We start from the raw sequence: 14413 nt of genomic DNA, 5'->3' as shown, positions 1-14413 counted from the left end.
AGGCGAAAACTATAATCTCTATTCGCTTCTCGCTGAGATATTGTGAGGATCTATGACTTTTTAAATTTAAAACTCAGATCTTAGAAATCTACAGAGCTCAGGCAAGCAAACATAGTGTGACAATTATTAATACGGATTCACGGCAATGTGCCTTGCAGAATTCATAGAACCGAAAAGTCACATTCACTATATCTGCATTGTACTTAATATTATACACAGTGAATATGGTTTTGCCTCAATCTTGAGTTAATGCAGTGTATATATCGAGAAGAGATGATTATGTTATGTCTAAGTCTCAACTACATGCATTCATTGATCGAGCACGTAATGACAAGCAATTTCGCTCTGGGCTCTCATCATTAAATCCTAAACAGATCATAGATTTTGCCGCAGAGAATGGCTTTCAATTCTCAGATGAAATCAAAGGGAGATTTATCAACCGTTGGAAGGGAGTTTATTTTTGCCCTCAGGCTATTGAGGTTGGAATCCTATGTCCAGGATTAGTGCCAGATGGCTATAAAAATCTTCTTCACTATTCTCAATCTACATGTAGTTCTTCAAATCTTAAAGAAGAAGAGCATGATTTCAGAGCAGGCGGAATTTATTAGACTAAACCGATTGAGCTGAATTATAGGACGATAAATAGACAGACTGACTCTCCCTTCATTTCCCAATTCGGGAGTATTTTAACTTGCCTATTAACGTGAAATGACATCTAACGAAAAGAACTAAAGCCATCTAATCACTCATTAAGGTTACAGCAACTCATGCATCTAAAGACTAGGCTTGACAGAGGCTATTAAAGGCGAATCAAGCCAATCTTCCAATTCATTTCTCATGCAAGAGCTGGCTGAGAAGGCTTCACGGCAATCATTAATCCCCTAAGCAATACATCACTAGAAAGCAATGTGATGAATGCATTGTCTAAATTAGCAACTAAAAGCGTTGGTCTCTTCCACGGGCTTGTACACCCTCGTCGTAATTAACAGTGGATGAAAAACTTCAAGAAAATGCGATTGCAACGTACGGAAAAAGCAATCAACAAGGTTGGGATCATCAAAGTGAAACGGATATTCGCCGCTATATCCTTTGAAGAAATACCAGTTTAATAAGGCCCTTCCGTCTTCGTTCATGAACGAATGGAATTGCATGAGCTGATCAGATGGATCAGGCAGATGCTCCAATACATCAAGACAAACAACTGTATCGAAACGTTGGCCGCTGAGATCTGAAAGATCACGATGAACCGACATTTTTTGATCCAAACCTAGAGCAAGAGCCCTCGACGAGACGAATGCCCTGTTCTGTGGATTCAGATCAACAAAATGGACCCGATCAACATTGTCTAATGCCGCTGCCGCTAAAGCATGCGTTCCTATCCCTCCTCCAAAATCAAGGACTGTGCCTCGAGCGAAATCCTCCTGCAAACGAAGCGTGTCCGCGATGTAGTCGGAGCTGCTGAGATGCCAAGCCGCCAATTCAAAGAGATGCCCCGTTCCCACGGTGGTCTCGTAAAACTCCGTGGCTTGATCCGCTTGAAAAGCACCCGGATGCAGTGCGGCTAAATCATCCTTCCCATCGGGTAAGCGCTGATCCACCTGCTCCAACGTGAGCTGAAGGTATTCAGCCAAATGGTCACGAACAGAAAAGCCGTTGTCCAAGAAGGTCTCGATGTCCACGCGGGGAGAATTGCTCAGACGTTGCATCTTCTACCGGTCGGACATCGTCAATTTACGTGCAGGCCGGATGCCACATTCAGAACAACTGCGATTACACCCCCTTGGATGCACCACTCGGCTTCGTGGTGATCGACAAGCCTTCAGGTCTCACCTCCCACGCCTGCGTGAGCCGGATGCGTCGCGTGCTCCAAACCAAAAGAGTGGGGCATGGAGGCACCCTGGACCCAGCCGTAACCGGCGTTCTGCCGATTGCAGTGGGTCAGGCCACCCGACTGCTTCCCTACCTCCCAGGAGAGAAAACCTATCGCGGTGTGATCCAGCTGGGAACCAGCACCAGCACCGATGACCTACAGGGAGAAGTCGTTGCGCTTCAGGATTGGCCGCGTTTAAGCCTTGAGGAGATGGATCAGGCCCTCAACCCCTTCCGCGGTGGCATCGAGCAGTTTCCACCACAGGTTTCAGCGGTTCACGTGAACGGCGAAAGGGCCTATGCCAGGGCCCGCCGCGGTGAAGTGATGGACTTACCGGCCCGCAATGTGACCATCCACTCCCTCTCTCTTCAGCATTGGGATTCAGAGCAAGGCAAGCTCAGCCTTGAGGTGCACTGCTCTGCTGGCACCTACATCCGTTCGTTGGCCCGAGATCTTGGTCAAGCCCTCGGGTGTGGCGGCTGCCTGGACTGGCTGCGGCGCACCCAAGCGCTGGGATTCGTGGAGGCCCATGCGATTGCCCTGCCAGAGCATCCCAATGAACAAACCACTCCAATGGTCGGTTCCCTCACCCTCATCCCTCCCCAACGCGCCTTAACCCACCTACCAATCCGAACGCTCTCTGAGCTCGAACGGGACGACTGGAGCTGCGGTCGCACGATCTCCCATCAAAATGGAGACGGTCCCACCGTTGTTCTCAGCGCAGACAACATCATGCTGGGAATTGGAATCGCCAATAGCGAAGACCAGCTCAGACCCAAGGTCGTGTTTGAAGCGCGCGGCTGATCCCCCTCCTGCTCCCTATGGCCGGCCACAGCAAATGGTCTCAAATCAAACGCACCAAGGCGGTGGTGGATGGGAAGCGAGGCGCACTTTTTACCAGGCTTGGGCGCGAGATCACCGTGGCCGCACGCAATGGAGCTGACCCAAACGGCAATTTCCAACTACGAACAGCCATCACGAAAGCACGATCAGCCGGATTACCGGCAGGCAATATTGAGCGGGCCATAGCCAAAGGATCGGGGCAAGGGGAAGCAGGCTCCAGCCTGGAAGTGATTCGCTACGAGGGGTATGGCCCCGAAGGCATGGCAGTCCTTGTGGAAGCACTCAGCGACAACCGCAACCGAACGGCGGCCGAGGTACGTCTGGCCTTCAGCAAACACGGCGGCAAGCTCGGAGAAACCGGATGCGTGAGTTATCTCTTTCAGCATCGCAGCGAGGTGCGACTGGAGGGACATTGCGAAGAAGAAGCTCTCCTGGAGACCCTTCTCGAACTCGATGCAGAGGGATATGTGTTGCAAAGCGATGGCAGCACCATGGTTCATGGTGGTTTCGAAGCCCTGGAGCAGCTTCAACAGGAATTACAAGATCGTGGCTGGGCTGTGATCGATTGGGGGCACTGCTGGCACCCCCTAGCGCTTGTAGAGATCCAGGACGAACAGCTTTCCGAAACCTGCCAACGATTACAAGAGGCCTTGGAGTCGCTCGATGATGTCTGCAGCGTGAGCACGAACCTTGCACCAATCGAGGTGGCTACAAAACCAAAATAATTCTGTTTGCGAATCACCTCTCCTCAGGGAAGATGCAGCGATTAAGAAAACATTTGGCGAAGCAAAGCAAGAGCCAAAGGCACAAATACAACAGCACCTCGATCACCACATCAATAAGCGAACGAGAAGCTCAACCCCATCCTCTGCTTCCCTTCCAAGCCGTTCAATACCATTCGCTAGCCAAGCCAAGCAGCCCTCGCATTATCAGCTCGTTTGTGTAATAGAGCACCACCTTCGTCTACAGCTGTGAGATAATAAATTGCTTTCAATGACACGTCTAGTGGCTGCCAAATTCCTGAATAATGTTCGTGTGCTTGTCAAGGATGGCTGCGAAGATGACTATCTAAAAGCAGTCGAAGCATGGGCTACTCCAGATGGCATGTCTGATCGCTATTTGGCTAAAACTGGAGAACGCCGCTATTGCTTTGTTGGATTATGGGAGAGTGAAGAAAAGCTCATCGCCGCTCGCCCTTTCATGATTGAACATCTGAACTCAGTACGCGGCTTTCTCGATGAATTATCCCCTGAACTTGGTGTAACCGACCCAGTATCAGGACCGATTTTGCTTCACAACTTCTGACCCTCAAATCCACAATTCACTCGTTTATTTTTACCCAAATGACTGAAACAACCATTCTTGACTTCAAACTAAGCAATTCTTTCGATGAATATCGCAATCACATGAGTGCACCTGAGCAGCAAGCGATGTTTCAAGAGATGGGTGTTCAAGTATTCTACATGGGAGCTTGCAAGGACGACCCCAAGAGAGCAACAGTGATATTCCAAGGTCCAGAAGGTGTTCTTTACACTATTTTCACCAATCCTGAAACCAAGCCCATCGTTGAAGCCTCAGGTCACATCTATGACGGAACATCAATCACGCGCTGGGTGAGTTAATCGAGAGTTTCGTTGCATTCTGGCCATTGCTTTTCCTTTAGCTCTATTTGTTGATCAAAACCTCATAGACTCAAGGTTGAATTTAATAGCCATACAAATTAATCCCCATCTATTTTTCGAAACCATTAGCCCAGGCGGCAGATGTCCCCACAGCGGTGTGCCCTCTTCCATTCCCTAATGTCTTCATAGGACTGCGTAAGTTCGGCTCATTCTTGATGTCGTTGTCAATAACCCTTGAACATTAAGGCCGATGGATGATTCTTGCCTAGAGAGAGGCAAGATCATTAAATTCGCTTGCTCACCGCATCGTCATAAGCATCAAAATTCACCAGAGCCTTAAGTTCAGAAAAGCTGAGCATCCTTTCGGGAGTTTTTCCGAACTGAAGATCCGTCACCGCTTGGCGCATTGCAAATGCTGCAGATGCAAGCAGGGTGAGGGGATAGGCCACTAGATGGAAACCCATGGCTCCGAGATGATCTGGCAAAAGCAACGGAGTCACGCCTCCCTCCAACATGTTCGCCATGCGCTTTCCGGGAACCTCATTGCAAAAGCGGAGCATCTCTTCTTCTGAGCGAGGCGCTTCCAGAAACAGCACATCAGCGCCAAGCTCGGCAAAGGCTTTTAATCGCCACAACGCTTCATCCAGTGCACCGCGCTCTCCATAGCTTTGCGCAAACGCCGATCGGGCATCGGTTCGCGCCACGATCACGAGATCAGCGCCCTGACGGCGGGCTTCAACAGCAGCGCTAATCCGCTGGATCGCAACATCACGGGCAACGACCTCCTTCACTCCGGTATGGCCACAGCGTTTAGGAGAAACCTGATCTTCAAGCATGATCCCGGCAAAACCTGCCTGCTTGAACTGGTGCATGGTGCGTTGCACATTGGCCGCATTGCCATGGCCCGTATCACCATCACCAATCACTGGAATCGAAACGGCATCACAGAGCTGACGGCCTTGATCCAGCATTTCTGTCACCGTGATCAGGCCCGTATCAGGCAAACCGGCGCGGGCTGCGGCAACGGAGAACCCACTCATAAACGTGAGCGGGCAGCCCGCCTGTTCAACAATCCTTGCCGATAAGGCATCAAAACAGCACGGCATCACGTGACAGGACTGTTGCGACAGCAACGCCCGTAAGTGCGCGGCGGTATCTGCTGTTGGGGTCACGATTCAAGATCCTCAAGATGCATAGCTGGACAACAGCAAACATCAAAGCCTGGGCCTGGATGATGGCTTCAATGATTGCCATCTGCAATCGCGAACCAGACTAAATCCGGGTGCAACATCTGGATTGCAGTACTACTTCATTGCTAGTCACAATCGAGCAACACTGTTCTTAAGCTCAATAACTCACTCTTAAATTCCCAAAGACGAGTCGACAAGAAGTTCAAGTCGTGAGCGAATAAAAGAATTTCTTATTGCACACGAGAAAGCTGAAAAAAAGAGAATTGAGCGTCCTTGAGCTCGTTCTTACTAAGTCGTATTACGAAACAGGAAATTATTAAATTGACCATCTCCCCAACGGGGGCAATTACTACCGATTCACCATCTGGGTGCGACTTCGCTCCTGCATGCCCGCTCTTCCATGCGATGTTGCCAGAAAGCGCTCGCGCACCCCGAACCAATGCCTCGTTCCCTTCGCCTCATTCCCCTTGCATCGTTGGTGGCAATCCAATGGGTCCTTGTACCAACAACCCAGGCCCAGGAACCTCCCACGAAAACGTTTGAGCAAAGAGATGTACCGCTTTCGCTGATCTTCAGCGAATGGCGCGAAAACGGGAATAACGCCAACACTTATATCTGCACGTGTGACCGTGAAAGTTGCGACACCAGACCGGGCTGGCCCTTCCGGAGCTTTCGAACCGGTCAGTCGATCCCGGCACTAGGCGAGGCAAATCTGAACGATGCACGCCGCGATGGATTTATATGCGGTAAGCGTTGACGGATCTAGTCTCTTATTGGACCGATGGAGAAGTCAGATCAAGGCCCCTAAATAATTCTTATTGAGACAATATAACCCCATGCCTGGCGGGAAACGCTGTGCGGTCAGAAGGTTGATCATGCCCTTATTGATGACTATTTTTTAACTCTGAAGCCGTAATCAACGGTGAAAATGCCTTCAGTGATATACATCCACAGGGGGCACGGAATAATTGTGACAGCTGGTCTCTTCATGCTCATCGAGCATGACATTAAGAGGATTAATACTGGGGGAACCTTATGTGTAGTTGAAAGGTTGCTTCGAAAAATAAGTAGAATTGTGCTGAAGACTGACCAGCTCAGCCGTAATACCACCTTCATAATCATGGGCCATTGATTGTGCACCGCTACAGGCCAAAAGAGTGACAAGAGGAAACACAAGATACTGCATTTTTTAATATCGAATTATCAACCAAACTAGCCAACATCAGAAAACTGGCATCAGCTCCCAGATCGTGAACCACTAATAACGGATCAACCGAACTCCAATTCGATTAGGGATGAAACCCACGCCTCCTTGCGAAACCGGCAGGAAACACCTCGACTGGTCGATAAAGCTGCCTCCATCTCCTTCCCCATTCAGCCCAGGGCTCCATCCATGGACGAGATTCGCCATAGTCACGTTCGATGACGCAAAAAAGATGAACGATTTCGATCTCGTGCCAAAGCCATTGTTCAGCAAAATCTGGAAGATCATCACTTGGCGGTGGCGGATGCAACTGGCCCTAAATGCTCCATTTGGCCTTTTATGGGTTGCCGACAAAACCAACCCTGCTGTTCATCAGTTCAATATGTCCATGCTCACAGCAATGCATGCGGAATGGATGGCCCCAATGATGGGGATTGTCTAATAAGCAAGAGGCGATTCATGCCACTAAGGCTGGAGTAACTACTCATGGAAGCTGCCTATTGGTTAGGAAGGTTCAAGCATGCCACCAATAAACATGTTGATGAATGACACAACATCGACAGAACAAAACCCCAAATGAGAAGTCAAAACAAAATCAAATCAGCATCCCTTTCGCCATAGATCGTGACAACAGCTTGAGATCTGCACGAAGGGGAAAAAACGTTGAACACAGTTACGATCTAGCAGCCAATCCAAGCACTAACGCATTAGAAACCACACAGATAGGCCACCAATGCCTACACCCTTAAAGAATTGAGCCCAAGTCAGACCATAAGTATCGAGCTGGAGAGTTCTCATCATTAGATTAAGCACTTCCTTGTGTTTACGAATAAGGAGGGGACTATCAGTGGTATGAAGCTGTTGAATTTGCTTGAGCTTAATCTCGCCGAGCTTTGCCACGATGATGTAAACGTTTTAATGGGTCAACCCTAATGCCACAGAGATGCTTACTAACAGATGAACGACAAGATCTCACCAAACCTCAGCCGCATATCAATCAATCCATTGCTCCGCTTGCGGCTACTTCGAAAGCCAAGATGCGGGCCAGAAGATAGGCCATCACGAAACCCCTCAAGGAGCCATTAGTAGCCTACCATTCACTTCAACTTATCCAACAACACCAATCCATGCTGGATTTTAATTTACTTTTACCTAAAACAATAGATGATAGCTTTTCAGGAAAAAAAATTGCACTTTGGTTCTTTTACTTGCTGACTGCCGTAACGCTTTGGCGCAGCCAACATCATGTTCTAGCGGCTGACGGAGGTGCGCAGTCGATAGCCAACATTCCCCTGGACACCTATTCAACAGAGGCGACAGCAGCAGTGATTGGAATATTTGCACTTTGGGGCCTATCCCAATTCATCATTAGCTTGATTTATCTCGCAGCATGCTTGAAATACAAAGCACTCATCCCTCTGCTGTATCTCCTTGGAATCCTTGAATACGGACTTCGCGCTTTTTATATTGGCAGCTACAAACCCATTGCAACCATTGGCGATGCCCCAGGGGCAATCATGAATGTGCCGCTCATGATTATCCTTATCGCAATGCTTTTATTATCGTTATGGAGTAAGGGTAAACCAAAACAACAACAATCCCATTAGGGACGCACACAGCCCATACTGCATGCTTGAGCGCTCCCCCCACACAAGCCAGCGAGCCACCGAAAGCCAAGATCACATCATGCACAGCAGGGCGACGCACCAAACAAGAAGACTGGTCTTTTTAGATCAAATCAAAGCGATAATGATAGCCCTGGTGATTGCCACTCATACAATATTAGTGGGCACACTATTCTCAACTGATCTCAAGCAGATCATCGAGTCAGCACCCAACTATGAAGCGATAAGCTTTTGGTTTGGCTGGATCTGCAACACTTTTTACATGAATATCCTATTCCTAATCTCAGGGTATCTTGTACCGAGCTCAGTACATAAACGCGGGGTCGCTAACTACGCCAGGCAACGAATACTCCGGCTTGGAATCCCTCTCATTCTTGCAACTTTTTTGCTTAATAATATCACCCCATTAGCGGGGCTACTAATTCCAAACAGCAATGTCTTTGGACAAGGCTTCAACGATCTTCCACTCAACAGGATTGGCCCACAATGGTTTATTTTAGTCCTCATAATATTGAATATAATATACTGCTTTTGGGTTTTCATTCGAAAAAAGCAATTTACAATCGATAATTCAAAATCCGTACCCGGCTGGCGATCATGGCTGATCAGCGCTGCAGTTCTTGGGACACTAGAGGTGATCATGGGTTACTTTTCTGGACATTGGGCTGGCTTAAAAGACTCAAGTCTTGATGGACTTGGCTATCAAGGAATGCATCTATGGACCTATGTATTTTTGTTCTTTATTGGCTGCAAAGCAGCATCACACCAATGGCTAGAACGGATTAACAAGCAGTTTGCATTTTCATGGCTACGCCTCTCTCTTTTGATCACACTTGCCCTCCTAGCGTCAAACTATGTAGCACTCATACCACGTCATAACAAAACATCCTGGGAGTTTATTTCGCCATTGATGGCATTTTTAACACCGCTCATCGGCTGGGGATTTATCGCTGCAGTTTTAACCTGGAGCCAAGCCCACGAACAGTTGGATAGCCATTGGCTGATCAAAGCAGGAAAGGATAGTTTTGGCGCCTATTTAATTCACATACCGCTCCTTGCTGGAGCGATGGTTACCTTTTATTCACTAGGAATCAAAAACATCTGGATACTTGGGCTAGGATCAACAATAATGGCTATCTTCTTATCATTTATCGCAAGTCATCAACTGCGCAAAATTCAGGCCATTAGGCAGATTATTTAATAGCTCTTCACCCAAAAGCAAATACCACAACATGCCGCGAGGAGACCAGCTTCGGTATCGCAGACTACATGATGCTCCAACAAGCCATGCAGAATAGGGATGTCTTCATTGAACAGACTTCATGACATTCTTGATGCATTGGACATTCAAAACCGGTTACCACGCAATTGCGGCTAAGAAGTTTTTATCCACTGGTGCTCCATTCCCGGAATGCAAATCATGGAAGCGGTTTCATGCTCCTGGATCATTAGAGGGCTGGATTTTGGTTGAAGCAGATAATGCAGATGCCTGCTACGAACATGCTGCTGAATGGGCTGAGTGCTTGGATTGGAAGGTGACGCCCGTTCTCACTGACGATCAAGCAGGTCCCTTAATGGCAAAGGCTTACAGCTAATCTCAGTTCTGAGGAAGGAACTCCCGCCACCAGCAGAGCCTTAGCCTTGTCCGTACGGGTTCAATTCCTTCCCAAACATCACCAAATACTCTTTAAGCGGCAGAAATAACTTGTATTAACGATCGACGAATAATGAGTAAGATCAAGCATAAGCCTTATCTAAAAGATACAACCTTACCGTGGCACTACCATCCTGTGATCAATGCAGCCGTGATTTTGCAGGGAACATTAGAACTCAAATTAAAAGATAGCAGCCAAAAAATTTATCAAAAAGGCGACGCATTGGGAACTAAAGATGTAGACCTGATTGTGTTCTATGCAGGAGAGGAAGCGATGCCCACAACAGTACTCACCGATCCCCAGACCAATCCCTAGCAGTAATTAGTACTCAGCAACCATCTGCAGAAGCCCGTCTAGACACAGCTGAAAACACGTAAGCCATTAAGAATAGATCGCAAAAGGAACACATTGAACGGCATCACTATTTGACGATGTTTGTTCATTCATCACACTCCTGCTCATCAGCTTTCAGATGCTCAAGTAAATATGAATACCAATTACCATGTGCAATGGCATCTTCTTTAGTGATTTCATTGGCTTCTATTGCTGCAAGTAATCGATATGCAGCTGCCCGTTGCTTTTGATCCAACGCCCCTTACCCCCGAATCATAGAGAGAGAGTGAAGCAGGGTTGGTGCTGCCATCTCAGACACAAACTTCACGAAAGATGTCTTCGTTTGGCAATAGTTGGGTTCGCATTTAAAGGGAGTAGACATTAATTCAACGAGCTCTCTCCGCTCTTTCTTCATTGAAAAAACTGGTAGTTCAGGCATCGAGGCGGTAGTGATGGATGAGATCACTATCGTCCGCTAACAGTCAAAAAGACTCCCCCAAACGGGTGATAGGAGACAGCACTCGCCTCACCCGTTTAGGGGAACGATCACGATTCCTAGATCAAAATAAAATTCCATAAAGGACATTAACAACGGGCGATCGAGAACGCTAAACTTGCCATAATTTCAAGATAAATCATCTGTGATTAGAGAATCCCTATGAAAACAAGAGCACTAATGCCGCCTAAACTCAGGGATCTACTCGACAAAGTCAGACGAAAGATTGCTTATGTACCAGCCGTAAGCGATACGATTTCAGCCATGAAAGATCTTGGCATCGACCTGAAAGAGGAGACAAAGAAGAACCAATAAAGCTCTTGCAGGGTCCAACTCATCAAGAAGAAGGAGATCTTTGCTTACTAGAACCCCCAGCTCCATGCAGTTCCTTGAGGAACCAGCAGTCACAACCACCATGCCCGGTTTGACCAAGAGGTTGTTCAATCCTTAGGAATCCCCAAGCCCGATAAAGCCGTTGAGCCGCCACCATTCCAGAAAGAGTTTCGAGATAAACCCAGCGATAGCCAAGCACACGAGCGTGTTCCAACAGGCTCTCCATAAGCCGCCAACCAACACCCTTCCCCCGCGCTGACGGAGCTAAGTACATCTTCTGCAATTCACAAGTCGCATCCACACCACTTAAGGGGCCAATTCCAGCTCCCCCAAGAACATTCCCACCCTCCGCTACGACTAAATAAATCCGTCCAGACGCGGCGTAAGTTTTGCTCATGGCATCTAGCTCAGGGTCTTGCCAAGCAAAACCAGGGCGATCAGCACCAAATTCAACAAGTGCCGCCCGGATCACTCTGGACAAGTCAGTCTCATCCAACGGGTGTAGAGGCCGAAGCTCCATCTCTCGCCCTTCACTCAAAAGGTTGACCTCCAAATCGAGAGACCTGTTCGGAGTTCAATCGAGACAACCCCAGTGAACTGGCTCTGATGAGAGACGTCGTCTGCAACCAAAGCGGGCAAAGGAACTCAACATCAACATTAATCAAATCAGCCAAAGAGCAAGAAAATTAATAATGGATCCTATGCATTCAGCAGCTTTGATGTGACAAGTGCCTCCAACGCAACAACAGGTGGGGCACTAAGCCATAGCGGCGTTCATGCTAGATTCAAGAAAAATATAACCCACATGCTAGATATTTTACCTGGATATTATATTGTTTTCTTGGCACTAGGACTAGCAGCGGTTCTCGTGGTCTTTTTCTATTCCTTTACGCGAAATTCCAACTATGAGGTACAACAGCGAGCCAAAAAAATCCAAGAGAAGAGGCAAAAAGCATCAAAACCTAGTGATGAATAGCCACTAATACATCTACCAAGTGCAGTGCTTGAAGTTTCCACTCTCTGCTTTTTACCCAGAGAAAGCAGAATCCAAAGGAAACGAGCAAGCCTTGGCATTGAATCGACTCATTCCTTTCAGTGTAAATTTTGCGTACTCTATACGAATAGCAATCATCAAAATACGTGAATCAATCCTATTCATTCTGAATCATTCCTTATCAGACATTAGCGTAATATAAACCCAACAACAAATTGCCTAGCGTGCATGAGCAAGGCAATCAGCTTAATTTTTTTCAGAGAAACTCTCAGCCAAGATGTCCAATTCAAGAGAGAAAAACAGAAGCACTTCAAGCTGGAAACGGATTGTGGCCGTAGGCGTGGAGGGCTTTGCTAGTGGTCTTCCACTGATGTCAGTCAGCACGCTACTTCAGGGGTGGCTAACCGCTAATGGGATACCTATTGCGACGATTGGTCTTCTAGGACTCATAGAACTGCCTTACACGCTCAAACTTTTTTGGGCGCCCCTGATGGATCATTGGGCCATCCCTTGGCCTGACCGACGCAGGGGTTGGATCGCACTTTTACAGCTGATGATCGGCATTGGCTTGGTGAGTTTCGCTCGTTTCGGAGCAACAGTTTCAACGAATGAGATTGTCGCGATCGGCTTCGCAGCTTTTGTAATTGCCATTTTGAGTGCATCGCAAGATGTTGTCGTTGATGCTTATCGGACGGACCTGCTTGCACCACCCGAACGGGGCGGGGGTGCGGCATCAGCAACACTCGGTTACCGAGGCGCCATGTTGTTTATTGGCGCCGGCTGCTTCGTGATTGCGGGCCAATTTGGCTGGCAATCAGCTTTCATCACGGCTGGCACCGCCATGTTGATCATCGTTCCCATCACCCTTGCTGCTCCAACACTCCCTGCAATCCAAAACCCGGTTCCAACCCTCAGGGGAGCCGTTCTTGGACCTGCCCGTGAATTCATCACTCGAACAGGCCGTCAACGTGGAGTCCTGATTTTGCTCCTTGTGATGCTGTATCGCTGGCCCGATGGGCTTTTGGGTTTGATGGCCGTTCCATTCCTGATCCAAAGCGGGTTCTCACCAGAAACGATTGGCACGGTTCAGGGAGGCTGGGGCATTGGCGCTGCAATCGCGGGCACTGCGGTCGGTGGACTCTTTTTTTCCAAGTTGGGGCTCAATCGTGCTCTATGGGTCTATGGCGTAATCGGTGCCTTCAGCAATCTCGCTTACTGGGCACTAGCTCGATTTGGGGGAGGATTCAAAGGTCTTTTAATGGCAGTGAGCGTTGAAAACTTCTGCAGCGGAATGATGGTTAGTGCCTTTTTGGCACTTCTGATGAGTTTGTGTAACCCTCGTTTTTCTGCTGCTCAATATGCACTTTTAACTGGAATTTATGCCCTCAGCAGATCACTGTTGTCCACACCTGGAGGAGTGATTGCAGGTCAGGTGGGCTGGAGTACTTTCTTCGCTCTCACGATTGCGGCGGCCGTTCCATCCCTGCTCTTGTTATGTGTGTTGGCTCCCTGGAAAGAACGCTTGCCCCGTGGTGCGTTTGATTTGAGTCGGGACGCTACCTAACCCCACCCAACCCTTCAAGCGGGAGCCACAACCACGCCATTTCCAATGTCGTCGGTTTTGGTTCTGATGGCAATGCGCGATTGCACTGATGTGCTTTTTGCTCGCCTGCGCCACACTTTGTGTATCGAAATCGGAGGAGCCATGACGGCCGACACTCCACCTCAGCAGATCAAAGAAGCAGCCTGACCACTTGGCCCCTGCTCCAACAGTTTTTTCACCCAACGGCGAGTTCCGTCCTTCGGTAGGCAAGCTCTTGAGCGCCACGTCGATCGACACTCCATCTGCACCGAATCAGGTGCCCTAAGGAGTTCAACCACTCACCACTTAGGAACCAGGCCCCAGGCGCCAAACGCCAGACGCTTCGCATTCCTCCTTCAGTTCACTGTTGTCGTTTCGAGGTTCACGCTTCTCCGATACAGATTCACTGGATCTTGGTTAGCGCTATGCATAAACGAGCGAGCTAGGCCGTCTCTTCCATCCGGGAGGGGCTGCCTCTCTTCTTTTAGATGCGCTTTCGTTTCCATTTCACGACAGAGCTTGATGTGATGGCTTGGCTTGAGCCAGACCATGGGTATCGAGGACTTCCGATGAACCCAAACTTGATCCAAGCCGCCGGTATCGGCAGCTTTTTAGCAGCTATTTCTGCTGTCTTTATTACGGCCATGGTTGTCGTTGGCTGAAGCA

Annotated in this window: 19 protein-coding genes; 14 read left to right on the top strand and 5 right to left on the bottom strand. The window is 48.4% G+C overall.

The features are described 5' to 3' along the window. Positions 1-284: 284 nt before the first annotated feature. Complete coding sequence (locus tag SynMVIR181_RS09505; RefSeq protein WP_186589075.1) at positions 285-608, top strand: Nif11-like leader peptide family natural product precursor; 324 nt, start codon at positions 285-287, stop codon at positions 606-608. 321 nt (positions 609-929) lie between these two features. Here the strand turns inward: SynMVIR181_RS09505 and SynMVIR181_RS09500 are convergent, their stop codons facing one another. Beyond that, on the bottom strand, positions 930-1706 hold the full coding sequence (locus tag SynMVIR181_RS09500) for a bifunctional 2-polyprenyl-6-hydroxyphenol methylase/3-demethylubiquinol 3-O-methyltransferase UbiG (protein ID WP_186589074.1): 777 nt from the start codon (positions 1704-1706) through the stop codon (positions 930-932). A 74-nt stretch (positions 1707-1780) separates the two neighbouring features. Between SynMVIR181_RS09500 and truB the strand changes: the two genes are divergently transcribed. The 4 genes from truB to SynMVIR181_RS09480 all read left to right on the top strand — a co-directional run bounded on the left by truB (position 1781) and on the right by SynMVIR181_RS09480 (position 4335). Next, positions 1781-2674, top strand: a complete 894-nt coding sequence (gene truB / locus SynMVIR181_RS09495) for a tRNA pseudouridine(55) synthase TruB (protein WP_186590603.1) — start codon at positions 1781-1783, stop codon at positions 2672-2674. A gap of 17 nt (positions 2675-2691) precedes the next feature. Continuing rightward, positions 2692-3438 carry a YebC/PmpR family DNA-binding transcriptional regulator gene (locus tag SynMVIR181_RS09490; protein WP_186589073.1) on the top strand — a complete coding sequence of 249 codons (747 nt, stop codon included), beginning with the start codon at positions 2692-2694 and terminating at the stop codon, positions 3436-3438. Positions 3439-3718: 280 nt separating this feature from the next. Next, entirely contained in the window at positions 3719-4018 is a 300-nt protein-coding gene (locus SynMVIR181_RS09485; RefSeq protein WP_255444242.1) for a hypothetical protein, read from the top strand. Positions 4019-4056: 38 nt separating this feature from the next. Next, positions 4057-4335, top strand: coding sequence for a DUF3764 family protein (locus SynMVIR181_RS09480; RefSeq protein ID WP_186589071.1), 279 nt, complete (start codon positions 4057-4059; stop codon positions 4333-4335). A gap of 284 nt (positions 4336-4619) precedes the next feature. Here the strand turns inward: SynMVIR181_RS09480 and SynMVIR181_RS09475 are convergent, their stop codons facing one another. Next, positions 4620-5507, bottom strand: coding sequence for an oxaloacetate decarboxylase (locus SynMVIR181_RS09475; protein ID WP_186589070.1), 888 nt, complete (start codon positions 5505-5507; stop codon positions 4620-4622). A 457-nt stretch (positions 5508-5964) separates the two neighbouring features. Here SynMVIR181_RS09475 and SynMVIR181_RS09470 point away from each other — a divergent pair, with 457 nt between their 5' ends. From SynMVIR181_RS09470 to SynMVIR181_RS09445, 6 genes are all read left to right on the top strand, one after another. Continuing rightward, positions 5965-6282, top strand: coding sequence for a hypothetical protein (locus SynMVIR181_RS09470; protein WP_186589069.1), 318 nt, complete (start codon positions 5965-5967; stop codon positions 6280-6282). A 538-nt stretch (positions 6283-6820) separates the two neighbouring features. Then, positions 6821-7171, top strand: coding sequence for a hypothetical protein (locus tag SynMVIR181_RS13320; RefSeq protein WP_255444241.1), 351 nt, complete (start codon positions 6821-6823; stop codon positions 7169-7171). 685 nt (positions 7172-7856) lie between these two features. Further along, positions 7857-8336 (top strand): hypothetical protein, encoded by a 480-nt coding sequence (locus tag SynMVIR181_RS09460; protein ID WP_186589068.1) that lies wholly within the window; start codon positions 7857-7859, stop codon positions 8334-8336. 22 nt (positions 8337-8358) lie between these two features. Beyond that, the gene (locus SynMVIR181_RS09455; protein ID WP_255444240.1) at positions 8359-9555 is read left to right on the top strand and encodes an acyltransferase; all 1197 of its coding nucleotides are present in this window, start codon (positions 8359-8361) and stop codon (positions 9553-9555) included. Positions 9556-9676: 121 nt separating this feature from the next. After that, entirely contained in the window at positions 9677-9949 is a 273-nt protein-coding gene (locus SynMVIR181_RS09450) for a DUF3303 domain-containing protein (protein ID WP_186523750.1), read from the top strand. Between the two features lie 132 nt (positions 9950-10081). Further along, entirely contained in the window at positions 10082-10324 is a 243-nt protein-coding gene (locus SynMVIR181_RS09445; protein ID WP_186589067.1) for a hypothetical protein, read from the top strand. 124 nt (positions 10325-10448) lie between these two features. Here SynMVIR181_RS09445 and SynMVIR181_RS09440 read toward each other — a convergent pair whose 3' ends face one another. After that, positions 10449-10598, bottom strand: a complete 150-nt coding sequence (locus SynMVIR181_RS09440) for a hypothetical protein (protein ID WP_186589066.1) — start codon at positions 10596-10598, stop codon at positions 10449-10451. A 577-nt stretch (positions 10599-11175) separates the two neighbouring features. Continuing rightward, positions 11176-11691 (bottom strand): GNAT family N-acetyltransferase, encoded by a 516-nt coding sequence (locus tag SynMVIR181_RS09435; RefSeq protein WP_186589065.1) that lies wholly within the window; start codon positions 11689-11691, stop codon positions 11176-11178. A gap of 751 nt (positions 11692-12442) precedes the next feature. Here SynMVIR181_RS09435 and SynMVIR181_RS09430 point away from each other — a divergent pair. Then, positions 12443-13729, top strand: coding sequence for an MFS transporter (locus tag SynMVIR181_RS09430; protein WP_186589064.1), 1287 nt, complete (start codon positions 12443-12445; stop codon positions 13727-13729). A 45-nt stretch (positions 13730-13774) separates the two neighbouring features. Further along, positions 13775-13915, top strand: coding sequence for a hypothetical protein (locus SynMVIR181_RS09425; protein WP_186589063.1), 141 nt, complete (start codon positions 13775-13777; stop codon positions 13913-13915). A gap of 28 nt (positions 13916-13943) precedes the next feature. Here the strand turns inward: SynMVIR181_RS09425 and SynMVIR181_RS09420 are convergent, their stop codons facing one another. Then, the gene (locus SynMVIR181_RS09420) at positions 13944-14096 is read right to left on the bottom strand and encodes a hypothetical protein (protein ID WP_186589062.1); all 153 of its coding nucleotides are present in this window, start codon (positions 14094-14096) and stop codon (positions 13944-13946) included. Between the two features lie 139 nt (positions 14097-14235). Between SynMVIR181_RS09420 and SynMVIR181_RS09415 the strand changes: the two genes are divergently transcribed. Then, positions 14236-14409 carry a hypothetical protein gene (locus tag SynMVIR181_RS09415; protein ID WP_186589061.1) on the top strand — a complete coding sequence of 58 codons (174 nt, stop codon included), beginning with the start codon at positions 14236-14238 and terminating at the stop codon, positions 14407-14409. The last annotated feature ends 4 nt before the right edge of the window (positions 14410-14413 follow it).

This window comes from Synechococcus sp. MVIR-18-1 (genome assembly GCF_014279835.1).
GTDB lineage: Bacteria > Cyanobacteriota > Cyanobacteriia > PCC-6307 > Cyanobiaceae > Synechococcus_C.
This window is presented reverse-complemented; position numbering and strand designations above follow the sequence as displayed.